General features: G+C 60.4%; 16 protein-coding genes and 2 pseudogenes. 8 read left to right on the top strand and 10 right to left on the bottom strand.

The window, feature by feature from the left end; translation table 11 throughout:
• A partial coding sequence (locus tag HV670_RS26115; RefSeq protein WP_175107892.1) for an autotransporter outer membrane beta-barrel domain-containing protein occupies positions 1 to 3,333 on the top strand: 3,333 nt, incomplete at its 5' end.
• Positions 3,334 to 3,429: 96 nt separating this feature from the next.
• Here HV670_RS26115 and HV670_RS26120 read toward each other — a convergent pair.
• Positions 3,430 to 4,395 carry a LysR substrate-binding domain-containing protein gene (locus tag HV670_RS26120; RefSeq protein ID WP_425511468.1) on the bottom strand — a complete coding sequence of 322 codons (966 nt, stop codon included), beginning with the start codon at positions 4,393 to 4,395 and terminating at the stop codon, positions 3,430 to 3,432.
• A gap of 116 nt (positions 4,396 to 4,511) precedes the next feature.
• Here HV670_RS26120 and HV670_RS26125 point away from each other — a divergent pair, with 116 nt between their 5' ends.
• Positions 4,512 to 6,806, top strand: coding sequence for an NADP-dependent malic enzyme (locus HV670_RS26125; RefSeq protein ID WP_175107893.1), 2,295 nt, complete (start codon positions 4,512 to 4,514; stop codon positions 6,804 to 6,806).
• Positions 6,807 to 6,827: 21 nt separating this feature from the next.
• Here HV670_RS26125 and HV670_RS26130 read toward each other — a convergent pair whose 3' ends face one another.
• Together HV670_RS26130 and HV670_RS26135 are read right to left on the bottom strand one after the other, a co-directional pair.
• Positions 6,828 to 8,042: a phytanoyl-CoA dioxygenase family protein gene (locus tag HV670_RS26130; RefSeq protein ID WP_175107894.1), complete on the bottom strand. Its 1,215-nt coding sequence runs from the start codon at positions 8,040 to 8,042 to the stop codon at positions 6,828 to 6,830.
• Between the two features lie 88 nt (positions 8,043 to 8,130).
• Positions 8,131 to 9,537 carry a tetratricopeptide repeat-containing glycosyltransferase family protein gene (locus HV670_RS26135; protein ID WP_175107895.1) on the bottom strand — a complete coding sequence of 469 codons (1,407 nt, stop codon included), beginning with the start codon at positions 9,535 to 9,537 and terminating at the stop codon, positions 8,131 to 8,133.
• Between the two features lie 411 nt (positions 9,538 to 9,948).
• Between HV670_RS26135 and HV670_RS26140 the strand changes: the two genes are divergently transcribed.
• The 3 genes from HV670_RS26140 (at position 9,949) to HV670_RS26150 (ending at position 11,822) form a co-directional block, all read left to right on the top strand.
• The gene (locus HV670_RS26140) at positions 9,949 to 10,329 is read left to right on the top strand and encodes a DUF2946 domain-containing protein (protein WP_175107896.1); all 381 of its coding nucleotides are present in this window, start codon (positions 9,949 to 9,951) and stop codon (positions 10,327 to 10,329) included.
• 253 nt (positions 10,330 to 10,582) lie between these two features.
• The gene (locus tag HV670_RS26145) at positions 10,583 to 10,933 is read left to right on the top strand and encodes a copper resistance CopC family protein (RefSeq protein WP_246257974.1); all 351 of its coding nucleotides are present in this window, start codon (positions 10,583 to 10,585) and stop codon (positions 10,931 to 10,933) included.
• A 13-nt stretch (positions 10,934 to 10,946) separates the two neighbouring features.
• Positions 10,947 to 11,822, top strand: a complete 876-nt coding sequence (locus HV670_RS26150) for a CopD family protein (protein WP_175107898.1) — start codon at positions 10,947 to 10,949, stop codon at positions 11,820 to 11,822.
• Between the two features lie 22 nt (positions 11,823 to 11,844).
• On the opposite strand, the gene HV670_RS26155 is transcribed toward HV670_RS26150, so the two are convergent.
• Together HV670_RS26155 and HV670_RS26160 are read right to left on the bottom strand one after the other, a co-directional pair.
• Entirely contained in the window at positions 11,845 to 12,597 is a 753-nt protein-coding gene (locus HV670_RS26155; protein ID WP_175107899.1) for a carbonic anhydrase family protein, read from the bottom strand.
• Between the two features lie 430 nt (positions 12,598 to 13,027).
• Entirely contained in the window at positions 13,028 to 13,774 is a 747-nt protein-coding gene (locus tag HV670_RS26160) for an SDR family NAD(P)-dependent oxidoreductase (protein WP_175107900.1), read from the bottom strand.
• A gap of 156 nt (positions 13,775 to 13,930) precedes the next feature.
• Here HV670_RS26160 and HV670_RS26165 point away from each other — a divergent pair, with 156 nt between their 5' ends.
• A complete protein-coding gene (locus HV670_RS26165; protein ID WP_175107901.1) occupies positions 13,931 to 14,830 on the top strand; it encodes a LysR family transcriptional regulator in 900 nt (299 codons plus the stop codon).
• 132 nt (positions 14,831 to 14,962) lie between these two features.
• On the opposite strand, the gene HV670_RS26170 is transcribed toward HV670_RS26165, so the two are convergent.
• The 4 genes from HV670_RS26170 to HV670_RS26185 all read right to left on the bottom strand — a co-directional run bounded on the left by HV670_RS26170 (position 14,963) and on the right by HV670_RS26185 (position 21,418).
• A complete protein-coding gene (locus HV670_RS26170; protein ID WP_175107902.1) occupies positions 14,963 to 15,118 on the bottom strand; it encodes a hypothetical protein in 156 nt (51 codons plus the stop codon).
• Positions 15,119 to 15,345: 227 nt separating this feature from the next.
• Positions 15,346 to 17,895 carry a bifunctional diguanylate cyclase/phosphodiesterase gene (locus HV670_RS26175; RefSeq protein WP_175107903.1) on the bottom strand — a complete coding sequence of 850 codons (2,550 nt, stop codon included), beginning with the start codon at positions 17,893 to 17,895 and terminating at the stop codon, positions 15,346 to 15,348.
• A gap of 104 nt (positions 17,896 to 17,999) precedes the next feature.
• Positions 18,000 to 19,679, bottom strand: coding sequence for a methyl-accepting chemotaxis protein (locus tag HV670_RS26180; protein WP_175107904.1), 1,680 nt, complete (start codon positions 19,677 to 19,679; stop codon positions 18,000 to 18,002).
• A gap of 170 nt (positions 19,680 to 19,849) precedes the next feature.
• Positions 19,850 to 21,418, bottom strand: a complete 1,569-nt coding sequence (locus HV670_RS26185; protein WP_175107905.1) for a methyl-accepting chemotaxis protein — start codon at positions 21,416 to 21,418, stop codon at positions 19,850 to 19,852.
• A gap of 685 nt (positions 21,419 to 22,103) precedes the next feature.
• Between HV670_RS26185 and HV670_RS26190 the strand changes: the two are divergent.
• Both HV670_RS26190 and HV670_RS26195 read left to right on the top strand, forming a co-directional pair.
• A pseudogene (locus HV670_RS26190) lies at positions 22,104 to 22,393 on the top strand (IS6 family transposase); the annotation flags it as partial.
• A 325-nt stretch (positions 22,394 to 22,718) separates the two neighbouring features.
• Positions 22,719 to 23,828 carry a porin gene (locus HV670_RS26195; protein WP_175107906.1) on the top strand — a complete coding sequence of 370 codons (1,110 nt, stop codon included), beginning with the start codon at positions 22,719 to 22,721 and terminating at the stop codon, positions 23,826 to 23,828.
• Positions 23,829 to 23,859: 31 nt separating this feature from the next.
• Here the strand turns inward: HV670_RS26195 and HV670_RS26200 are convergent.
• A pseudogene (locus HV670_RS26200) lies at positions 23,860 to 24,104 on the bottom strand (DUF1272 domain-containing protein).
• Between the last annotated feature and the right edge of the window lie 304 nt (positions 24,105 to 24,408).

Below are 24,408 nucleotides of genomic sequence, written 5' to 3' on the forward strand. Positions count from 1 at the left end.
ACGCTCGACGCCGGCGGGGGCACCATCGATACGATGCCAGCAACCCAGCTGACCCAAAACGGCGCGATAGGCGGCACCGGTGCACTGACCAAAATCGGCACCGGCACGCTGACACTTGCCGGTCAGAACACTTACACGGGCGGCACCTCGCTTGACGGGGGCGTGGTACAGGTCAGTGCCGATGCAAACCTCGGTGCCGCGACGGGTCCCCTCAGCTTCAACGGCGGCACGCTGCGCACGACCGCCGACATCACCATGAGCCGGGCAACCACGCTCGACACCGGCGGGGGCACCATCGATACGATCCCGGGAACGCAGCTGACCCAAAACGGCGCGATAGACGGCACCGGCGCACTGACCAAGGCCGGCACGGGCACACTGACGCTTGCCGGTCAGAACACTTACACCGGCGGCACGTCGCTTGACGGGGGCATGGTACAGATAGGCGCCGACGCAAACCTCGGTGCCGCAACGGGCCCCCTCAGCTTTAACGGCGGCACGCTGCGCACGACCGACGACATCACCATGAGCCGGGCCACCACGCTCGACATCGGCGGGGGCACCATCGATACGATGCCAGCAACCCAGCTGACCCAAAACGGCGCGATAGGCGGCACCGGTGCACTGACCAAAATCGGCACCGGCACACTGACGCTTGCCGGTCAGAGCACCTACACGGGTGGCACGTCGCTTGATGGTGGCGTGGTACAGGTCAGTGCCGATGCAAACCTCGGCGCCGCAACGGGCCCCCTCAGCTTTAACGGCGGCACGCTGCGCACGACCGCCGACATGACCATGAGCCGGGCCACCACGCTCGACACCGGCGGGGGCACCATCGATACGATGCCAGCAACCCAGCTGACCCAAAACGGCACGATAGGCGGCACCGGCGCACTGACCAAGGCCGGCACCGGCACCTTGGTGCTCTCCGCAGCGAACGTCTATGCGGGCGGCACATCACTCAACGGCGGCGTGGTACAAGTCAGTTCTGACGCAAATCTCGGTGCCGCAACCGGCCCTCTCAGCTTCAACGGTGGCACGCTGCGCACGACCACCGACATCACAATGAGCCGGGCAACCACGCTCGACATCGGCGGGGGCACCGTCGATACGATGCCAGGAACCCAGCTGACCCAAAACGGCGCGATAGGCGGCACCGGCGCACTGACCAAAATCGGCACCGGCGCGCTGACGCTTGCCGGCCAGAGCACCTACACGGGTGGCACGTCGCTTGATGGTGGCGTGGTACAGGTCAGTGCCGATGCAAACCTCGGTGCCGCAACGGGCCCCCTCAACTTCAACGGCGGCACACTGCGCACGACGGCCGACATCACCATGAGCCGGGCCACCACGCTCGACACCTCTGGGGGCATCATCGAAACGATGCCGGGAACGCAGCTGACCCAAAACGGCACGATAGGCGGCGCTGGCGCACTGACCAAAATCGGCACCGGCACGCTGACACTTGCCGGTCAGAGCACCTACGCGGGCGGCACGTCGCTTGACGGGGGCGTGGTACAGGTCAGTGCCGACGCAAACCTCGGTGCCGCGACGGGCACCCTCAGCTTCAACGGCGGCACGCTGCGCACGACGGCCGACATGACCATGAGCCGGGCAACCACGCTCGACGCCGGCGGGGGCACCATCGAAACGATGCCGGGAACCCAGCTGACCCAAAACGGCACGATAGGCGGCACCGGCGCACTGACCAAGGCCGGCACCGGCACCTTGGTGCTCTCCGCAGCGAACGTCTATTCGGGCAGCACGACTGTCAGCGCCGGCACGCTGAGCGCAGGTGCCAACGACACATTCAGCGCGAACTCCGGCCATACGGTTGCCAGCGGCGCGACGCTGAACCTTGCCGGGCACAACCAAACCATCCGGTCCCTCTCCAACGCCGGCACGGTGACCCTCGGCGGCGCGCCAGGAACGGTACTGAGGGTAAGCGGCGACTACACGGGTTCGGGGGGCATGCTTGCCATCAATACGACGTTGAACGGCGATGCCTCACCGACCAATCGACTGATCGTAGACGGCAATACCGCGGGTGCCACGAAAGTGACGGTGGTCAACCTGGGCGGCGCGGGCGCACCGACGAGCGAGGGCATCAAGATCGTAGATGTCGGCGGTATTTCGAACGGAAATTTCACCCTGCAGAGCGACTATACTTTTCGCAACCAACCGGCGGTTGTGGCCGGTGCTTACGCCTATGCACTCGAGAAAAACGGCGTCAGCACGCTGGACGACGGCGACTGGTATCTTCGCTCGAACCTCAACAGCATGGTTTCCGGAATCCCGACCATAGGCATAGGCTCCGTGCCGAATGTGCCGGTCTTCCAGGCGGGGGTGCCGGTGTACGAAGCGTATCCGCAGATCCTGCAGGCGCTCAACGAACTGCCCACGCTGCGGCAGCGTGTTGGAGACCGTTACACCGACAAGGCGGACCTGAACTTCGTCCAGAGCCCGTCGGGAACGCAATCGCTTGTGGGCGACGATACGCCCGTCTGGGTGCGTGTCATCGGCAAGCACGGCAACTTCTCGCCGGCCAGTACGACGAGCTCGACCGACTACGATCTCAACGCCACCGGGCTGCAGGCAGGCTTCGACGGAAAGCTCTATCGCGATGGCAACGGCAGCCTGGTCGGCGGGTTCACCACGCACTACGAGTCGAGCGCGGCGCATGTATCGTCGATCTTCGGCAATGGCCGGATCGATGCCAGCGGGTTCGGCTTCGGCGGCACGCTGACCTGGTATGGACAAGATGGCTTCTATGCCGACGGGCAAGGCCAGGTCACGTGGTTCGACAGCGACCTGTCGTCGAATCTCGTCAACGGCGACCTGAAAGACGGCAATCACGGGCTCGGTTATGCATTCAGCATGGAAACCGGCAAACGCGTGCGCTACACCGACCAATGGACCATCACGCCGCAGGCCCAGTTGACTTATTCCGCAGTCGACTTCGACAGCTTCACCGACCCGTTCGACGCGCGCGTCTCGCTCGATCAGGGCAATAGCCTGCGAGGCCGGCTCGGCGTATCGATCGACTATCGGGACGGCTGGCGCGACAATGCCGGCAAGCTGAACCAGCTGAGTTTCTATGCGATCCCCAACTTCTATTATGAATTTCTCGACGGTACGAGCGTCGACGTGAGCGGATCAGGAGTCGGCAGTCGCAATGAACGGCTCTGGACAGGACTTGGCCTGGGGAGCAAGTGCAGTTGGGCAGACGGCAAGTATTCGGTCTATGGCGAGGTTTCCGCGAACACCAGTGTCAACCACTTCGCCGACAGCTATACGGTAAAGGTCGATGCAGGCTTGCGCATAGCGTTTTGAACAAGTGCCCGGCAATCCTCCTCCTGAAGGACTGAGGATTGCCCACGACTCCGGTTGTAAACCGCGGCAGACCGTGTGAACTTTTGCGCATCCTGTTCATGTTCCATAAGTCTCCTGGCAGATCTGACGCAAAGAGGCTGCGAACAACCGGTCTGCCGGTCGGTGCAGCCCTTGCGCGCGCGTGAACATCGCGATGGGCGGCAAGGTCCAGTCGAATGAGTACGGCACGATCGCGACGCCGGCAATGCGTACCAGCTCTTCGGCAATGTCAGCCGGCACGATCGATACCGCTCTCTCGTTCGCGACGATCATCTCGCCAATCAGTTTGGATGAGTAGCTCTCCACGACGGGGGCCGGAGGGGCGAGACCGGCACCAAGAAAGATATCGGCCACCTGTTCCCGCATGGCGGTGTGCGGCGCACCCAGTACCCAGTCCAGATCCGCCAGCTTTCTCCAGTCCAGGCGATTTCGCCCCAACTGAGCTGCCAAGCGGCGGCTCGCGATCAGTCTCGGCTGCTGGCGGTACAACACTTCGAACGTGACCTGCCCCAGATCCACCGTGGATGAGGCGCGACCGATCACGATGTCGAGCGTGTGATCACGCAACTGGGACAACAACTGGTCGCTCGTGCCTTCATGAATCGTCACGGTCAAGCGCCCATCCCCTTCGGGACGTGTTCGCTGAACCACCGCCGAGAGCATCTGCCCCGAGATGAAGGGGGTCACCCCGATGTGCAGGTGCGCGGCGTATCCGGAGGCGACCGTCTCCATATCGCGCACCAGATGGCCAAGGTCATGAACCATGGCGCGCGCCCGAGCCAGGACAACGGTGCCCAATGCCGTCGGTGTCATGCCGCGTACCGAGCGATCGAACAACGGCGCGCCGAACATGCTTTCCAGTTCGGCCAGCGCATTGGTGATGGCCGGCTGACTGCTCGCCATATGCTCGGCGACGCGCGTGAGCGAGCCATGCTGCTGAATTCGCAGCAGCAGAATCAGGTGCCGCATCTTCAGACGCGCGCTCAGCCTTCTGATCACCTCGCCCGACTCAAATGCCACCATGGGAACCCGCTTCCATTAGAAATATGTGATGGGGGCATCATAATTCAAAATAATCTGCTTATGTCTCGTCTCTAGAATGGCCTCAGATCAAGACAGAACGTAGATGAGGCAAGAACATGAATTCGACAGATCGGCAAGCAGCATTGGACTATCACGAGTTTCCGACCCCGGGAAAAATCGCGGTGAACGCGAGCAAACCCCTGGTCACACAGCGCGACCTGGCGCTCGCCTATACACCGGGCGTGGCGTCTGCCTGCGAGGAAATCGTGGCGGATCCGCTCAACGCGTTTCGCTTTACGGGCCGCGGCAATCTGGTGGGCGTGATCACCAATGGCTCGGCCGTGCTGGGGCTGGGCAATATCGGCGCGCTGGCCTCCAAGCCCGTCATGGAAGGCAAAGCGGTCTTGTTCAAGAAGTTCGCCGGCATCGACGTCTTCGATATCGAAATCAATGAGAGCGATCCCGAAAAGCTCGTGACGATCATTGCGGGTCTGGAGGCCACGTTCGGCGGCATCAACCTCGAAGATATCAAGGCACCGGACTGCTTTGTCGTCGAGCGCAAGCTGCGCGAGCGCATGAAGATTCCGGTCTTTCACGACGACCAGCACGGCACGGCGATCACCGTCTCTGCCGCCTTCATCAATGGCCTGAAAGTGGTAGGCAAGGACATTACCAAGGTCAAGGTCGTGACTTCCGGCGCAGGCGCGGCGGCATTGGCGTGTCTCGAACTCATGGTGCATCTGGGCCTGCCGCTCGAGAACATCTGGGTGACCGACCTCGACGGTGTCGTCTACGAGGGTCGCAAGACACTGATGGACCCGGACAAGGAGCGCTATGCGCGCAAGACCGACGCGCGCAAGCTTGCCGAAGTGATCAAGGACGCCGACGTGTTCCTGGGCTTGTCCGCCGGCGGCGTGCTCAAGCCGGAAATGGTCGCGACCATGGCAGAGCGCCCGCTGATCCTGGCGCTGGCCAACCCGACACCGGAAATCCTGCCCGAGGTCGCCCACGCCGTGCGCGATGACGTCGTCATGGCGACCGGTCGCTCCGACTTCCCGAACCAGGTCAACAACGTCCTGTGTTTTCCGTATATCTTCCGCGGTGCGCTCGATGTCGGCGCGACCACGATCACGCGCGAAATGGAAGTCGCGGCGGTGTATGCCATGGCAGGGCTCGCCGAAGAGGAACAAAACGATGTCGTCGCGGCCGCCTACGGAAGCTTCGATCTGCCGTTTGGTCCGCAGTACTTTGTCCCCAAGCCCTTCGATCCACGTCTGATCGTGCGGATCGCCCCCGCAGTGGCCAAGGCAGCCATGGAAGGCGGCGTGGCCACCCGTCCCCTGACGGATCTGGATGCCTACGCCGAACAGCTGCAGCAGTTCGTCTACCGCTCCGGTGCGTTCATGAAACCGCTGTTCGCGGCGGCCAAGGGGTGGGTACGCGATGGCGGCAAGTCCCGCATCGTCTTCACCGAAGGCGAAGACGAACGCGTACTGCGCGCGGTGCAGGTCATCGTCGATGAAAAGCTGGCCCGTCCGATTCTGGTGGGACGCCCTGAAGTCCTGTTGTCGCGCATCCAGAAACTCGGCTTGCGGCTGCGTCTCGGGCAGGACGTGGAGGTCACCAGCCCGGAGTATGACGACCGTTTCCACCAATACTGGACGACGTATTGGGAGCTGATGTGCCGGGACGGCATCAGCAAGGAGATGGCGCGCGTGGAAATGCGACGCCGGCTGACACTGATCGGCGCCATGATGGTCCGCCTGGGCGATGCCGACGGCATGGTGTGCGGCACGGTGGGCGCGTATCACGACCATCTTCGATTCGTGGACCAGGTCATCGGCAAGAAGCAAGGCGCGCAGACCTACGCCGCGATGAACATCCTGCTGCTCGATGAACGCACCGTGGCCCTGGCCGATACCCACGTCAACGACGACCCGACGGCCGAACAGATCGCCGAATTCACCGTCGCGGCGGCGGAGACGATGAACTGGCTGAGTCTGGCCCCCAAGGTGGCCCTGCTCTCGCGCTCGAGCTTCGGCTCCGCGAGTTCCGCCTCGGGTCCCAAGATGCGCCGCGCGCTCGAACTGGTGCTCCAACGGGCGCCCGATCTGGAAGTCGATGGCGAGATGCATGGCGATTGCGCGCTCGACGAAGCACTGCGCTCACGCATCCTGCCGAACTCTCGGCTCAAAGGTGCCGCCAATTTGCTGGTCTGCCCCAATGTCGACTCGGGCAACATCGCCTACAACCTGCTCAAGACAGCCGCGGGCAGCAATGTGGCGGTGGGTCCGATCCTGTTGGGCGTCAATGCCCCGGTGAATATCCTGACCTCGAGTTCCACAGTACGGCGCATCATCAATATGACGGCGCTGACAGTGATCGATGCAAACCGGAGAGCACAGTCGTAGCTTGGCTATCGGGACGAAGTCCTAGTCCGTCTTGCGAGCTTGGTCTCGTGCCCGAAGCGTTTCGACAAATCGTGCCGTCGACCACTGCTCGTCGAGCGCCTGCCTGAACAGCGCCTGCTGACTCGCGGGCGCCAACCCGCCGGCAGGCGGATCCCGATCCAGATTGGTCGGAAACGGATAGCCCTCGGCGCTCGACGCAATGACCGCGTCGATGTCGCCGTTGTCCATCCGGGCGTCGGCATGGAGCAAACGCAACACGGGATAAAGCGTCTCGCACATCCGCGTGCGGTCGACCGACTCCATCGCTCGCCCGTACGCCGATGAAACCTGAAGCAGATTCGCCATGCGCGACACCGACGTCGTGCGGTTCGACCCCGCTGCATGAAACAAGGCAGGACTGAAGAAGAGCGCGTCGCCCTTTTTCAGGGGCAACTGCACATTGTGTGATTCGAAATAGTCACGAAAATCCTGCCGCCGCCATGCCAGATACCCGGGCGCATAGCGTTGGGAAAACGGCAGCAATTTGGTCGGCCCGCTTTCCACCGACATGTCGCAATGCGCAATTGCACCCTGCAGCGTCAGAAACGGCGACATGAGATGGACATGCGCGGGGTAGCGCTGCGACTCGTCGATCGTCTGGAAGCCAAGGTGATAGTCACGATGCGCTAGCTGAGCCGCACCACCCGGTCGCACCACGTTGATTTGCGACGTCATCTGATAGTGCGGTCCGAGCCAGGCCTCCGAGATAGCGGCGATGAACGGATTCGCGTAGTAACGTGCGAAGACTTCAGGATTGCACAAGCAGAGCTTCTCAAGCGCATTCCATATCCGGTCGTTCGCACCTGCCTTGGCAAAGTGGTCGGCGCCGCTGATGCCGGCTTCGCGTTCTTGAGCAATGATCGTCTCGAAGACCGTAGTGGCTTCGTCAATCGATGTGGTATCCGCATACGCGCCCTGCAGGATCAACACGCCAGCCCCGTGAAGCAGCACGTCGGCCCATTCGCCAAGCAGACTTGAACGTTCGGAGGCGCCGGCCAGCATGTCGCGCGAGGCGGAGCAGTCATACAGGGGAATGCCCTGCTCGACAGAGGCGGCAAACAGCAGGTTTTCATTACCTGCCTCACTCTCAGACCCCAGCAATGCGGCGAATTCGCTGACCGAGCAATCCTCTTCCCTATACCACGCGGGATGCAGTCTGTTCGGCTGCAGCTTGTCGCGCAGGCTGTCGTATTCCATGGCGTCTTCCTCCTGTTCAAGAATAAGAATATCCCCTCCGCGACCGATGTGCGAGACGACGAACAGATGGGCAGGAGGTAGTGAAGGCCTATTCGGTCAGCCAGTCGATCGTTTCCTGGACGACCGTACTCCAATCGCCCGATTGCCTTTGGCGCAGCACCTTGACGTCATGCATCCAGGGCGTCGTCGAGCCCTGGCTGCCCCATCGCCAGTCGCCCGAGGAATGCGTCAGCACGGCCGTAGGCTTGCCCATCATGGCACTTAGATTGGCGACAACCGAGTCCACGGCGATCACCGCATCCAGTTGCTCGATGCACGCCGCCGTGTCCGCGAAATCATTGATGACGGGGCCGTACTGGCTGATATTCCCTGCCGGCGTGCCGGCCAAGGCGCTCGTGGAAGGATGGTGCAGGCCGACGAAATGTGCCCGGGCCTCGACTTTAGGCTCGGTAAGCAGATGGCTTGCCGCCGATAGTGGCAGGCTGCGTCGCGTGGCCCAGCAACGCATGGTGCTCCCCAGTTCACGGTAATGCCGCTGGCTACAGTCCCAGAACAGCCCGATCAATGCCTTGCCAGGATATGTCAATCTCAGACCCTTGGCCCATTCGGCAGCGATCTCTCCTTGCACAGAGGGGGGGCTGACGTAGGCGCGAAAGTAGGCCTCGGGCGATGCCCTTCGTTCAGCTGCCAATATCGGCAAATGCAAGAGGGAGATCTGCATATCCGGGGCAAACGCTCGCACGGCCGGCACCAATGCTTCCGGCAATTGAGCGAAGCGCTGGGTGGGTCGTGTGGCACTGACTACCACGCACTGGGGTAACGACGCTTTCAGCAGACTGTGAAGTGGCGGGTCGCAACTGATCATCAGCGTCGCACCTGCGGCGATCCAATGTGGAATGCAGGAAAAAAGCAAAACCTGATCGCCATATCCCAACTGGTGCGTGACCAGGATGCGCTTGCCCCGCAGGTCTCGCTGGCCAGCCCAGGCAGGGATGTCACTCGGCAAGTAACTGCCGCTATCGTCTTGATTGCGTGCGAGCCAGTATGCAAAGCCTTGAGTTTGGGCGGTCTTGAGGAGCGCTTCTCCGAGTAAGTGCTCTGCTGCAGATGCAAATGGTTCGTTCCCGGCCAAAGCAACTTGTCGCGCGCTCGTCAACATGGGGATCCCGCGTTCGAAGTCGCCCGCCATCACAAGCTGATGCCCCAGCTTTATCTGATAATAAGGGGCTCCCCATGGGAGGGACGCGTAGTGCAGCCAGGTCGCCACCGCATCGGAATGCCTGCCAAGCAGCGTCAGCGCATGGGTCCGCAGCCGGACAAAGTCAGTTCCACTTGGATTGAGGGCTAGAGCCTTGTCAGCCCAAGGCAACAATTCATCCTCACGCTTGAGATGAATGAGAGCACGACAAATGTCGCGCAGCGGCGCGAGGTCCTCCGGTGATCGAGCGTGTGCGGCCAAGGCTTCACGCAAAAACTGTTCGACTTTCCCTGTCATTTGACAGAACCGGGGCCGAGCGACTTGACCACGGTCAGTTCGCACATCTGCCGTGTCTCACTTGAAGAGGTATTCACCATTGCTTTTCTGCCCTTTTGACGACGCCCACACCCTGCAATGCCTGCAACAAGACTAACGTTGTTTCCTTGCGGTTCTCTTGCTCCCCTGCGCCGTCCGTGACGGCCCACGTTCCGCAAGGCATTCGGATTCGCCTCTTCCCGGCTACCCCTGTCCGTGTCATGGGAAAGGGCCGGATCGTTTCTCGCGGAGCAAAGCGAAGTCGTCGTCGCTGCGCCCATGACGGCGGCCAACACATGGAAATGGGTTCGGAACACGATGGCTGAGTGCCGCGAGAATCGTCATGGCATAATTTTGCCGTCCGAGTCATCGTCACACTACACCACCCGGTAGATGTTCAGTCGTTTCCCGCACAAAGTTGGCTGGCTGCTCGGATTGTTCGCGATCCTGATGGCAACGCTCGCGCCGACCATTTCGCAGGCGCTTGCCCAGAGTCGTGCTGGCCATTCCCTTGCGGGGATGCATTGCTCGATGCCTGCGATGCGCTACGACGCGCCGAATGACAGGCCGGGTTATCACTCCGCGATGTCTCACGGCGATGCGTGCGGCTACTGCAGCCTGCTCGCGCATATGCCTGTCGTACCCACCATACAAACCCCTTTCACGATCACAGTCTGGGCGACTCAGCACCGTATCGCGACGCGCTTTCAACGCCTTCTTCTCGTTGAGGCACTGACCTCCGCTCGGCCGCGCGCCCCTCCAGTTCCATCCTGATCTGAGTCCTCTCAATGCGACGTGCCCACTGCGTCGCAGCGTTTTCGCGTGCTCGGAGAACTACGCGTCAAACGGGCACGACCTATGGCGAAGGATGAATCGTGAACACCTGCTCAATCAACGAGGGCGAGGCCGCACTGGCCACACCGGCCGCCGTCGCTGCGCTTCTCGCACCTTCAGTATCAGCAAGCCGCTATTGAATTCGGCATTCATGGAGTCAGCCATGCAATCGTATAAACCCACTGGCCGCCGGATGGCCACGAAGCTCGCCGTGTTCGGTATCACCGTCGCGTTTTCCGGCGCCGTCTTCGCACACGTGTTTCCGAAGAAGCAGGAGCCGGGGGCTGGAGCGACGGTGTCCTCGCCCGCCAAGGTCAGGATCCTGTTCGACGGACCGCTCGAGCCCTCGTTCACCACATTGACCGTGACCGATGCCAGCGGCAAGCAGGTAAACGTCGACAAGGCGAATGTCGATCCCCAACAACCGGCCGTCGTGTCCGTCGCACTGCCACCGCTTGTCGCGGGTCACTACACCGTGCATTGGGCGGCTGTGGCATCCGATGGCCATCGGACACACGGTGACTATTCGTTCGATGTGAAATAAGGTGTCGCCAGCCATGGATCCGCTTGTCGTTGCGCAAATGACGCTCGGTGCGATCGCCGATATCGCGTTCGCCCTGGCGTTCGGGGCGAGTGTGCTTGCCGTGGGAGGGGTGAGTCGCCACCGCGTCGTGTACCTGGCCCTGCTCGCGTGGCTGGCGATGCAAGTGCTCAATCTGCCTTTGCAGGCGGGTGCCATGACCGGCACTTCGTTCTTCGACGCGATGCCCGCGATTCCGCTGGTACTCGAGCATTCGCATTTTGGATTGATGTGGACCATCGGTACCGCAGCCGGTGTGATAGCGCTCTTCGCGTCGTTGTTCGCATTTCATGCGACGGCTCGGCGCACGACGAGCGCGGCGCGGGTCGTGGCTGCACTGATCGTCGTCGCGTTTGCTCACGCAGGCACGACGCACGCGGCCGACGCCGGAGACTTCTCGGCGGCCGAGCTGATCCATACCGTGCACCTGCTTGCGACCGCCGGCTGGGCTGGGGCCGTCATCTGCGCGGCCTTTCCGCTTCGGCGGTGGTTTGTCGGCGCTTCGGAACAGTCACGTGCAAACGTCACACGTCTTTCCCAAATCGCCGCGCTGACGTTTGCGATCGCGATAGCCACGGGACTCGCCAACGCTTACCGTGGGCTGGGCGGTTCCCTCGCACCGCTGACGACGAGTCTTTGGGGTGGACTGCTCATTTTCAAACTCGTAGCGGTGAGCGGCGCGGTCCTCATCGGCGCAGTCAATCGCCTGGTTCATATGAAGCACACCCAGGCTGGGCACACCCGTGCTGCGGCCGCCTTTATGCGATTGCTGACGATTGAGGCTGGCTTGATGATCCTGGTGCTGATCGCAGCCGCTGTTCTGGGACACAGCATTCCGGCAGCACCCGGGTAGCGCCCCTGCGCCATGTCCCTTCTCAGACGAAGAATTCGACAACCCCGCCGTTCAAGTGGTACATCGCTCCGACAATTTTGATTTTTCCATCCTTCTCCATCGGGGCCAGCACGGTACTCCCGTTTCGTATTGCGTCGATCGTGCGACGAACATTGGTTTTTGCCACCGCATCGACAAATTCATCATTCTTGCTGCTTCTGTCACCCGAGTACTGCGTTTCATCCACAGCCGGTTTGATCTTGGCAAGGAGACCCGTCAGATCTCCCAGTTCAACGTGATCAATGGCGCCCTTGATTGCCCCGCATCCTGTGTGCCCCATGACCAATATGACTTTGGCGCCGGATGCCGCACAAGCAAACTCCAGGCTTCCGATAAGATCCTCATTGGCGATATTGCCCGCGATACGCGCGTTAAAAGTATCTCCAATTCTCGTATCAAGGATGATCTCGGCCGGAGCCCGGGAGTCAATGCAGCTCAGGATCACCGCCGCCGGATACTGCCCACCGGCAGTCTCTCTTTTTTGCGCCAGATAGTCGTGGGGCAACATTTTTCCTAGACGGAAACGTCCATTTCCTTGCTTGAGGCTCTCGATAATCTGGTCCGGCGTCAACTTGTCTCGCTCAGACTTCGAAAGCGCCGCTGCGTAAGCCGATTCGACGCCGCCCATGCCTCCCGCCAGCCCGACGGATACGACGCTGAGTGCAGTCTTCAGGACGGTACGTCGTCCAACGCTGTTGGAGGATTCCGCCGGACAACAGTCAGTTTTCGTGTGCATGTCGTTCTCCGTCAACACCCGCAAAGCGATCATGAATCGGCATCAAGCAGCTGACGTGCGCCATGGGGCGACGCTCTTCGCACCCGCTCCCTGATGGGCGGCGGCAGTTCGCCAAGCGACCTGCCCTACAGCTTATGGAATGGCCCAGAACCCATGGTATTTGCAGAGAGGCTCCCCGGCTATTGGACTTTGGTCCCGTGGCGGGCGGTCCGCCAGCGCCAGTCACGTGCGCCGACGCTGCGCTCGCCTATTCGGGCCGAGTCGTGGACACTTTCTCGGTCTTCTCGACTAAGGAATAGGTCGTCGCGCAACCGCCCTTTGGGCGAGCTCGATAAACGCACGGGCAAGCGCGACGACCAAGGCGAAGGGGAATTCCGGTGCTAGCGTGGAGCGCGCTCGCACCGGCCGTTCATGCGCGCGCTGTGAGACATCAGCCAGCGGTGTGACCGCCGTCGACATTGAGGACGTGGCCGGTGATGTACGAAGCTTCGTCCGACGCGATGAAAACGATCGCGTTGGCAAGCTCCTCCGAAAGGCCGAGGCGACCCATCGGAACACCCGTCACCAGAGCCGCCTTGTTTTCCGGCGTGCGCGTAAAACGGGTCAGCATGCCAGTGTCCGTAGGACCAGGCGCCACGCCGTTCACACGGATTCCCGACTTGGCGGTCTCGAGCGCCACCGACTTGGTGATGCCTTCGACGGCGTGCTTGCTTCCGACATAGACAGAGGCCCCAGCCGCGCCCTCGTGCCCGTAGGTCGAGGAGATGTTGATAATGCTACCGCTGCCCTGTCCCTGCATGACGCGCACTTCGTGCTTCATGCTGAGGATGACCCCGAGGACATTCGTGTCGAAGGTCGCGGCATAGCTTTCCGCAGTCTGGTCCGTGATCGGACCCACCTTGCCTTCGGTACCCGCATTGTTCACCGCGACATCGAGACGGCCAAACCGTGCGACGGTCTTGTCCACCAGGGCGCGGACGTCATCCTCCTTGCGCACGTCGGCATTGATGAACTCGGCCTCCGAACCGAAAGTGCGCAGCTCCTCGACGAGCGCCCTGCCCGCCTCATCGCGCCGACCGGCAACGACGACCTTCGCGCCTGTCTTCGCAAAAGCGACGGCGGCGGCGCGGCCTATGCCCGTGAGGGCTCCCGTGATCAAAACGACTGGCTTGTTCATGCACGACTCCTGACAGATTGATGCATATAACTTCTTCAATAACAGAGGGACTTGTCGTGTCTATCGACTCGGCATAGCAGCCAATGTAGGCATCCTTAGCGCACGTGAAAAATACTTTGTAAGCTGGAGTGCATACCTCTCAGGCATGGAATGGCGATGGAATTGAGGCATCTTCGATATTTCGTTGCCGTGGTCGAGGAAGGCAGTCTGACGACGGCCGCCGCGCTCCGGCTGCACACCTCTCAGCCTTCATTGAGCCGGCAAATTCGCGACCTGGAAGACGAGGTCGGGGCCCAGTTGCTGTCTCGCAGCGTTCACGGCGTCGAGCTGACCGCCGCGGGCAAGGCCTTTCTTGACCATGCGCGGCTGGCGCTGGCGCAGGCGGATACCGCGGTGGAAGCGGCGCGCAGGGCCGCGCAGCCGGCAAGAAAGACGTTCGCCATCGGCTTTCAAACCGGTCAGGAGATGAGCTGGCTGCCGCAGGCCATGCATGTGCTACGCGACGAACTGAAGAAAATCGAGGTCACGATCTCGAGCGACTACTCGCCCGACCTCGCCGAGGCGCTCGTCCGGGGCCGGCTCGATGTGGCATTCATGCGCGCCGAGCCGGCCTTCGACCTGGGCTACGAGGTGGTGGACCAGGAGGCGCTGATCGTCCTCATGCCAAGTGACCATCGCCTCACCAGCCGCGAAGCGATTCACCCGCGGGAATTCGTCGGTGAGATCTTTATCGGCGGCTTGCACAAGGCCACAGTACTCCGCGCCGTGACCGAGGACTATTTGCGTCGCTCCGGGCTCGACGTCAAACTGAATCACGGGGTGGACAACCTGGCGATGGCCATTTCCCTGGTTGCGTCCACCCGCGGCCTGGCGCTCATGCCCGCCTATGCGAAAAATCTGCTGCCGCAGTCCGTGGTCAGCCGTCCGCTGGAGGGTGAAGCGCCAACGATCGATCTGGTTGTGGGCTACAACAAGGCCAACACCTCGCCGGTTCTCAAGCTGTTCCTCTCCAGGCTCGATGAACTGCGGGCGCCGAGGTCTGAAAAAAAGGATTGACTGCTTGCGGCCGGCATCAAGCGAGCCGATTTCCCACGAGGTGTGGGAAATCGGTTCTGTCTCGTGCTTGGCCGGTCCCCGGCCTCGCCAAGGAATCTCGCTGGTTTGGTCTTTTTATTTCTGGCGGCGTCATCAATGCCTATGGTGCATCCAGCCCATGTGATGCGCGTCGAGCCACTGAGCCATCCCCTCGCCCCTGTGGTTGCGCCAGTAACGTCGCGCCAAGATGATCACAAAGGCCAACACGACCGCCAAGCCCACTACAAAGCCAATCATCGACTCAGTCATGGCACCCTCCTCACGGGTTGCAACCATGCTTCCATTGTAGGAGACGGCGTAGCGGCACGCCCCGATTCACTTATTCGTCAGGCGAGTCCCCGGTCCACGGCAACTGCGCCGTCTGATTGTGCGCAAGGCAATGAACCGCGTCGGTTTCGTTGCCGGAACACGCAGCGATGCATGACTACCGCGGCCCTGCAAACCGAGAAACGCTAGATTTGGCGGCAGCAGCAGATTTAGAGCCATCTTTGCGCAAAGACATGGGCCGGCTCGGGACGGCCAAAGTAGTATCCTTGGGCCTCATCGCAACCCAGCGCTAGCAGAGCCTCTGCCTGAGCCGATTCTTCCACGCCTTCTGCAATTGATCTGAGACCAAAGCTGCGCGCCATGCCGGTAATGGTGGTGACGATGTTGTAATCATGGCGAACTGTAAGCATGTCGCGCACAAATGAGATGTCGATCTTTAGCGTATCTACCGGCAGGCGCTTAAGATAAGCAAGTGATGAATAGCCTGTACCGAAATCGTCAATCGACAGTGCAAATCCCGCCCTTTTCAGGGTATGCATGACCTCGATCGCTCGCTGTACATTGCCCATCAAGGCGCTTTCAGTCAGTTCCAGCTCAAAACAGGCCGGCGTCAAGCCTGCCGCGCGCACGATCTCTTGAATATTGTCGGCAACGCCTGTCTCTTCAAACTGTTGGGCGGAGAGATTGATCGCGAGCCGACCGGGGAACTGTAGCCCAAGCTCCTGCCATGCCTTCATCTGGCGACAAGCTTCCCGCAGCACCCACTTACCGAGTGTCCCAATCATGCCGCGGGCCTCGGCAATCGGAATGAATTTCGCCGGACTGATCAAGCCGCATTCGGGATCGTTCCAGCGCAGCAAAGCCTCGGCGCCACTGACGGTACCTGTAGCGAGACGAATCTTGGGTTGGTAATACAGTTCCAACTCCCCAGTATTCATGGCACGACTTAGATTCTCGGCAATCTGCATCCGCTCAGCCAATCCCGCGCTCATTTCAGGCTGATACGTCAGATGACCGCCGCCCAATGCCTTGGCGCGATACATGGCGATATCAGCCCGCTTGAGGAGATCCTCGACCGTTGTGCCATCGTCCGGATAGAAGGCAACGCCGATGCTCACACCAATCGAAAAAGCGTGCCCATTTGCCGCGATAGGCTCGGCAAGCGCCTGTTGCAAGCGCCCGGCAATGTGGGCGGCCGCCATTTGGTCGGCTGCCTGGGCGACGACGACAAACTCGTCGCCGCCCAAGCGCGCTAGCGTTTCTTCCCTGTGCACAATTGACTTAAAGCGTTGCGCGACTTTAATCAGCACTTGGTCGCCGACGCCATGGCCCTGAGTATCATTGATCTCCTTGAAGCGGTCGAGGTCCAGGAAGAAGATCGCTATCCTCTGCTTATGGCGCTTGGCATTGACCAGAACCCCTTCCAGACGATCCATGAACAGCGCCCGGTTGGGCAGATCCGTCATGGTGTCGTACAAGGCGAGATGCCGGATTCTTTCATCCGTCGCCTTGCGCTCACTGATATCCGTATTGATGACGAGGATCGATTGAGGTTGCTCGTTCTCGTCGCGCATCAGGGTTAGTTGGCTATCCACTATCAAAGTGCTGCCATCCTTGCGCCAATGCGTGATCTCGCCGCGCCATTCGCCGTGGGTCAGGACCCGGTCGGCGGCATCGCTAAAGACGTCCGGATCGTTACAGAACAATTGTTCTGGTGAGCTTCCGATGGCTTCTTCCGGGGTCCATCCGTAGAGACGTTCGGCACCTTTGTTCCAGAACAGAACCTTATGATCGATCCCACGGATGATGATCGCGTCAGTCGCCTTGTCGAGCAACGACGCCTGGTCGCGGTAACGTGTCTCAATCGCGCGTCCCTTTTCGCGCAGCCGATGTTCCTCGGTCAAGTCCTCGACGACTACGAGCAGGCGGCGATCCTCCTCCGAAAGGCGGATTCCGGCGATCGTAATGCGCAGCCGCTTTTCGCCGAGGACGGCGTCAATACCACGCAGCGTTCTCCCGTCGGAAAAGACGCCTCGCACCTGCTCGCACAGCCCGGGCTGTGGCAGGATGGCGTCGAGTGTAGAGCCGAAAACATCATCCTCGCCCTTCAATCCAAAAATCTCGCAGAAGGCGCGATTGACATTAAGTACGCGCAGGGCGGCGTTCACCACGATCAGCCCTGTCGGAAGGCTCGCAATGATCTCCTCCGCGTAGCCCTTCAGGCTAAGGATGCCGTTTCTGTCCGTGAGGTCGGTCAGCGAACCGGCTACCCGCAGTGCCGTTCCGTCAGCTGCGCGCAGGGTCTTTCCACTGGCCCTGAACCATCGATAGTCGCCGTTTCGACGTTGCAGTCGATACGTCACATCGTAGGGCGTGCGGCCCGAGCGATCATTGATGTGAGCGTCGAACGCCGCCAGCGTTGGCGCCAAGTCCTCGGGGTGAAGCCGGGATGCCCAGCTGCCGAGTACGTTTGGAAAATCCTGTTCGTTGCAAAAGCCGAGCAAGCGACGAAACTGATCAGACCACCAGAACGGATTGTCTGCATCGGTCTGATTCGACTGATTGGTCTCCATGTCCCACAACCCGTCGCTCGTCGCCTGGCGTATCAAATCGAACCGCGCTTTGAGCCGCTCGTTCTCCTCGCGGAGTACTGCCAACGTTGCTTCTACCTGCACGCCTCTCCGACGGGCCAGTGACAATTCCCGCTTGGTCTTCGCCGAGTGCACACCAGGATGTTTTTTAAGCAGTCTAAAATTCATTGAGTATTGTTGTTCAACTCAGGCAGGTGCACTCAGTCTCCGCGCTCGAGTTCGGCCAGCTCGGGAAACTGCCAGCCCAGCGAGATGAGTTGCGTTCAAGCTTCTCATTTCGTTGGGGCGGTGTCGGTAGCGGATTGCATCGGGAGTCGCCGCGCGCGCGTGGCGGGTTGCACCCGCGCGAGTTTCGACGCGACTGTCCGGGTCGACGTCCGAGGTGCTGTCACGCCAAGAGGCACACGCACAAGATCACTGTCGCCCACCCTGAACACGGCCACTGCGTCACGCAATGCCTGAGCCTGTTCGGCCATCGAGTGTGCGGCCGCTGATGCTTCTTCGACCAGCGCTGCGTTCTGCTGGGTCACGTGGTCCATCTGCGTAACGGCCTGGTTGACCTGTTCGATGCCGGTGCGCTGTTCCTGCGACGCCGACGAGATCTCGTCCATGATGTCGGTCACCCGCTTCACTGACGCGACGACTTCGTTGATCGTACTGCCGGCTTCCTCCACGAGTTTCGAGCCGGCCTCCACCCGATTCACGGACTCTCCGATCAGCGTTTTGATTTCCTTGGCCGCGCTTGCACTGCGCTGCGCGAGCGTGCGGACCTCGTTGGCCACGATTGCAAAGCCGCGCCCTTGTTCGCCGGCGCGCGCGGCCTCGACCGCTGCATTCAGTGCAAGGATATTGGTCTGGAACGCAATGCCTTCGATCACGCTGATGATCTCGCTCACCTTGGCGGAACTGTCGGAAATCCCCTGCATCGTCTCGACCACGCGTCCGACCACCTCTCCGCCACGCTGCGCGATGTTCGATGCCGTGGCGGCGAGCGTGGTCGCCTGCTCCGCGTTGTCCGCGTTCTGACTCACCGTCGCGGTCAGTTGCTCCATGCTCGAAGCGGTTTCTTCCAGCGACGCGGCTTGTTCTTCCGTGCGTTGCGACAGATCGGTGCTACCCACCGCGAGCTGTTGCGTCGCGCTCGAAATCGATTCACTGGCGTGCTTGACGCCGCTAACGATCGTGGACAGTTGGGTAATCGCCCGGTTCAGCGACTCAGCCACGGCGCCGACCTCATCGCGGCGAAGGACATCTAGTTTGATCGACAGGTCCCCTTGCGCCAGGGCCTCGGCACCCTCGACCACGCGCTGCAGCGGACGGACGATCGAACGGCTCACCATGACACTCAGAACCGTCGTAATGATCAGCGCCAGTGCCGCCAATCCCCAGAGCACCGCGCGCGCCGTCGCATACGCGCTGACGCTTTCCTGCACGGCAACACCCATGTCACTTTGCTCGAGTGTCAGAAAATCGATTTGCGCCTGGATAAGCGCTCGTCCAAATGGCACCACCCTGCGCAAGGTCGCACGCACCCCCTCACTGTCATGGGCGGCCAATTGAGCATAGACGGGCTTGAGGGCCGCTGCATAGGACTCTTGTGCTTGTGACAGGTGATCGAAAGCAGTTCGTCCTTTCTCTGTGACAAGACGGCTTGCAATTTCCTTGCCGATGGCGGCATTTTTTTCGACTTGGACTTTCGCTATTTCAACGTCCGCTTGTTGTGCTTCGGGTGTCTGATCGTCGAGGGCGGCGTATAGCTGCAGAGCCGTCGAGAACGTCCCATCCTTGAGCTGATTGGCCCGCGCTACCTTCTCCGCGTGGTCATTGACAATGCTTTGCGTATCCGCATTCATGCTCGACATCTGCACGCTGATCACCACGCAGAGCACCAACAGCAAAACAAGCAAGGCACCGAAAGCCGATGTCAAGCGCGCCCAGATCTTCATTGCCATGCTGATGCCTCACCACCTATGTATTGCACATATATTTATCGGCAGGAGGCAGCGATTGTTTAGGGTATTAAGAAAGTGTTTGCCGGTTCCTTGGGGCCGGGGAATCGGGTGCAATCATCATAGCCGACGGCCTTACTGCAAAAGAACCGAGCCATCTTCGATGCCCGCCGTTATACAAATGTTCGCTCGACTGTAAACATTCGCACCGCTTCATCGAGCAACACCGCCTGGTTCGACAGGTTCTGTGCGGTCGTAGTGGCCTGCTCGACCAACGTGGCATTTTGCTGCGTACTACCGTCCAGGTGCGTGATCGCCTGATTGACCTGCTTGATCCCTTCTGCCTGCTCGCTGCTGGCGTTTGCGACTTCCACGATGATCGCCGACACGCGCTGGATTGCTTCGTCAATCACCTCCATCTGGGCGGTGGTGCGGCTCACCAGCGCAGCGCCACCCTGGATCTCGGCGACGCTTGTCTCCACGACCTTCTTGATCTCCAGCGCTGATGCCGCACTACGCTGCGCGAGGCTGCGCACCTCGCCGGCAACCACGGCAAATGCGCGGCCCTCATCGCCGGCCCGCGCAGCCTCCACCGCCGCGTTCAGCGCAAGGAGATTGGTCTGGAACGCGATGCCATCGATCACGCCTGTGATATCGGCAATCCGATGTGATGCGGTCGCAATGGCGGACATCGTATGTTCGACCTGGGTGGCAATTTCCCCCCCCTGAGCCGCAGCCTTCTGCGCCTGACGCGCCAATTCCAGCGCGCGGGTGCTGGCCTCGGCGTTGCTCTGCACGGTAGTCGTCAATTGCTCCATCGAGGCGGCGGTTTGCTCGAGCGAGGCGGCCTGACTCTCGGTGCGCCGCGACAGGTCGTTGTTCCCGGACGCAATTTCGTGCGACGTGCTCTTTAGGCCGTGCAACTGCCCACGCACGTCGAGCACGAGCGCGGTGAGGTTCGCCTTTAGCTGATTCAACGCACGGCCCACTTCGCCGAGGTCGTCGTCGCGGACTAACGTCAGTTGCGCCGTCAGGTCACCGGTCGCGAGGTGCGTCGAGAATGCGCGGATCTCGGCCAGCGCAACCGCCAATCGTCGCGCGAAGAGCGCCGCACCCAGCGCCGATACCAGAATAGCGCCCGCCAGTGCAGACCAGAATGCCAGCGGCGGATTTCCGGCGAACGCCGCGCAGCCGATGAACAACATCGTCAGTGGCGCAGCAGCGAAGCCGAGCGAGACACACGTCGCTACCGGCAGCCGTTTCAGTGCAGCCAGCTTGCCGCGCCAGCCGCGGCGTACCAGCCGGCCGTCTTGAAGTCGGTGCGTAGTCAGTATGCCGGCGCGCATCTTCGCATAGAGGGCATCGGCCTGTGCCACCTCGTCGCGCGATGGCTTGATGCGCACGCTCAAGTAGCCGATGGTCTGGTCGCGTTCGACTACCGGCGTGGCATTCGCGAGGACCCAGTAGTGGTCGCCGTTCTTGCGGCGGTTTTTGACCATCGCTGTCCAAGGACGACCGGCGCGCAACGTGTGCCACATGTCCTCGAACGCTTCGCGCGGCATATCCGGGTGGCGGATGATGTTGTGCGGCTGGCCGACCAACTCATCCTTCGTAAAACCCGATACGGCGACGAACGCAGAGTTGCAGTACTGGATCGTGCCATTGAGATCCGTTGCAGACACCAGCATCTGTTCGGCTGGGAAAACGAATTCCTGTTGAGTGACCGGAAGATTGTTACGCATTGCAGAATCCTGATAGATCTAGGGTGGCTTTTTTGCCCTGCGCAGCGAACGTGACGGTCAGCCGCGCCCCGATTCTCATTGCCATATTGAAAGGCTCATCAGTAGTGTCAGCTCACTTTATCGGTCCGAATCAGCAATAGTTTAGGGTATTAACCTAAGTAATTACCCCTATCCACCAACATGACCACACCTTATTTTGCCTCGTGGATGCAATCGGTTGCATCCCATGATCGACAATCGAAAGCCTCCGGCGTGGGAAGATGCACTTCACATGCGCCGTTTCTCCCATGCGCACAGGCGGCGCGGATTCGGCTCCTTGCCCATTTGTCTGATATTCGGTTAGAGAAATAGTCTGTTACGTTTTACCGTGAAATTCAGAAACATCAGGTAAACACCTAGTTCCCGTGACTACCGGTCGGGCGTACATTGATGCAATCGATTGCGTTAGGCGTGCATGGATCGAGTGAGACAAATACAGGCGCTGTGGCGGGTCGTTATCGAAAGCGACGCCCTCAGGGGCAGACGAACAGAAGAGCAGCAGAGAAGAAGGCATCAAATGACTTACAGACCAACTAAGCGCACATTTGTGCTCACCATGGGCGAGACACAGGGCGACTTTTACAGCGACATCCTCATCGACGGATCGCGTATTGCCGCCTTGGGACAGGGCCTTGAGATGCTCGATCCGGCGGCCAAGGCCGAGAGTCCAAAGCTGGCGAGCGTGAAGCACGTATTTGTTAAAGCGGCAGCCCGACTGAATAACCGAGCTAAGAACAGCCACCAGCCGACGCGCGATCGCGAGCGCTACTTGGGCGGCTTTCGTGATCCAAAACGCACGCAAACATTCCTGTCGAGCTTCGGACTGATCTGGCAACACTCCGCGCTTAAGCGGCATCTATGCGCGCCTCAATCTCCCGCAAACCACTCACGACGAAATTCGTTGCGTGGTGCGAATTCACCGAGGTAACCCTCTGAATCAGGGTCTCACCTGCGGTCGCTCCGTTTCAACCTAGACAAGTTAGCAACGCTCTCGCGCCTGCTTGATCGACGCTTCCGTCGACACGGAAATAGCGTCGGCTGGGTCGGGCCGCTCGCATGCCAACGCAAGCAATTTTCGCGGTCTATACGGGCGCGGTATTAGGCGATCCAGCTGATGCCCGCAAGGCTACAGCATGCACGGCACACATCCGCGGCGGAAACAAAGGCCAGATGATTCAAATAGTAATCCTAAGCCTATCAATCAGTTAATTGACAACATCGTGCATACAGATTGCACAACGGCGTTGAATCAGGAGACACAATGAGCAGGACCACACGGCGCCCGCAGTGCCTATCTAACATTACATTTGCACTACATATTGTTGTTTCCGCAATCACGGCATTTTCGATCGCTGAACCGGCGCATGCACAGTCAAGCCTACAACTCGTTGGGCAAGTAGACGACTGGGCCGGTGTGCAAAAGCTGCCGTCGAAACCGATGGCCTGGGAGGACGGCGGCGGAGGCATGTCGGAATCGTATTTCGCGCTGCACGGCAAAGAGGATTTGGGCTCGAACTGGAGCACTGTGTTCGCGCTCGAGGCCTTTTTTCAGCCGCAGAACGGCCAGTCCGGCCGATTCACCGGCGATAGTTTTTTCTCGCGCGATGCGTATTTCGGAATTGACTCGCCCTATGGGACGCTGACCTTCGGACGGATTACCACGCCGCTGTTCATCTCGACGATCCTGTTCAATCCCTTCGTCGATTCGTACACCTTTTCTCCGATGATCTTCCAGACGTATCTGGGACAGGGGACGTATCCTTCATATGCAACGGATCAAGGTGTAATCGGCGATTCAGGCTGGAACAATGCGGTCAGTTACGCGACACCGAACTTTGCCGGCCTGAGCGGCACTTTCATCTACGCGTTCGGTGGCACGCCTGGCGAAGCAGGCGCTCACAAAAGCAGCGCGCAGTTGCTCTTTTCGAACGGGCCTGTGGGTGCCACCGTGGTCTATCAATACGTGAACTTCAATTCGCAACCGCTTGATCTGAACGACCCGTCAGCAACTTCTACGGTGCCCGGCTTGCGCAGCCAGAAGGTATTCCAGACCGGGCTTACCTATGACTTCCAGGTGGTAAAGCTGTTTGGGCAGTACATGCGGACCGCAAACGCCGTTGAGGGAGGCGACTATGACGTCAATACGGTTCAGGCTGGCGTGACCGTCCCGATCAGCCTAGGCAGTCTGATGGCTTCGTATGTCCGCTCGACTGATAGCGGTGGGATGCAGCAGCATAGGAACACGTGGGCGGTTGGCTACGACTATCCGCTATCGCCCCATACCGACGTCTACGCCGCGTTCATGCATGACGAATTCAATGGTGAGAGTCCAGGCGAAACGGCTGGCGTTGGCATGCGGGCGAAATTCTGAACCATTCACCGCGCCCGCGACATGAGTGCACTCAATGCTGCTGGGCGCACTCCGGATTGAACACCCGCGTGGTCGAAGACGGGTTCTTCGCCAGCTTGTTCGCCGGACGACGCGGCCGGGCCACCAGTTCGCCACCGCAGTTCGGGCATTTCTCATTCAGCACGCTGGTCGCGCAGTCCACGCAAAACGTGCACTCGAAGGAGCAGATCCGCGCGTCGGCGGACTCCGGTGGCAGATCTTTGTCGCAACATTCACAACCGGCCTTAGTTCCAGCATCGACTTCTCTTTTTTATTGAGGAGTTAAAAAACCAATACGGGCTTTTCGGAATGCTGGGCCGACCGACGCTGCAAGGTGCGAAACCAGACGCTTTCGGCGCCGCTACCCTTAAGGTACAACGCGCGATCAGCGCGCTTCAGACCGAGCCCCGCAAGCCTGGCGTGAAAGCGTCAGCCATGCAGCAGGTACAACCCGCTGGCACCCCTGAAACCCCAGCGCCGCGCCGCCGACAGCCAGCAGAACGGGAATCAGGAAATCCTGACCCACGCGGGTAAATTCGAAAACGAGAACCACGGCCGTAAT

The sequence above is a fragment of the Pararobbsia alpina genome, from assembly GCF_902859895.1.
Classification (GTDB): Bacteria; Pseudomonadota; Gammaproteobacteria; order Burkholderiales; family Burkholderiaceae; genus Pararobbsia; species Pararobbsia alpina.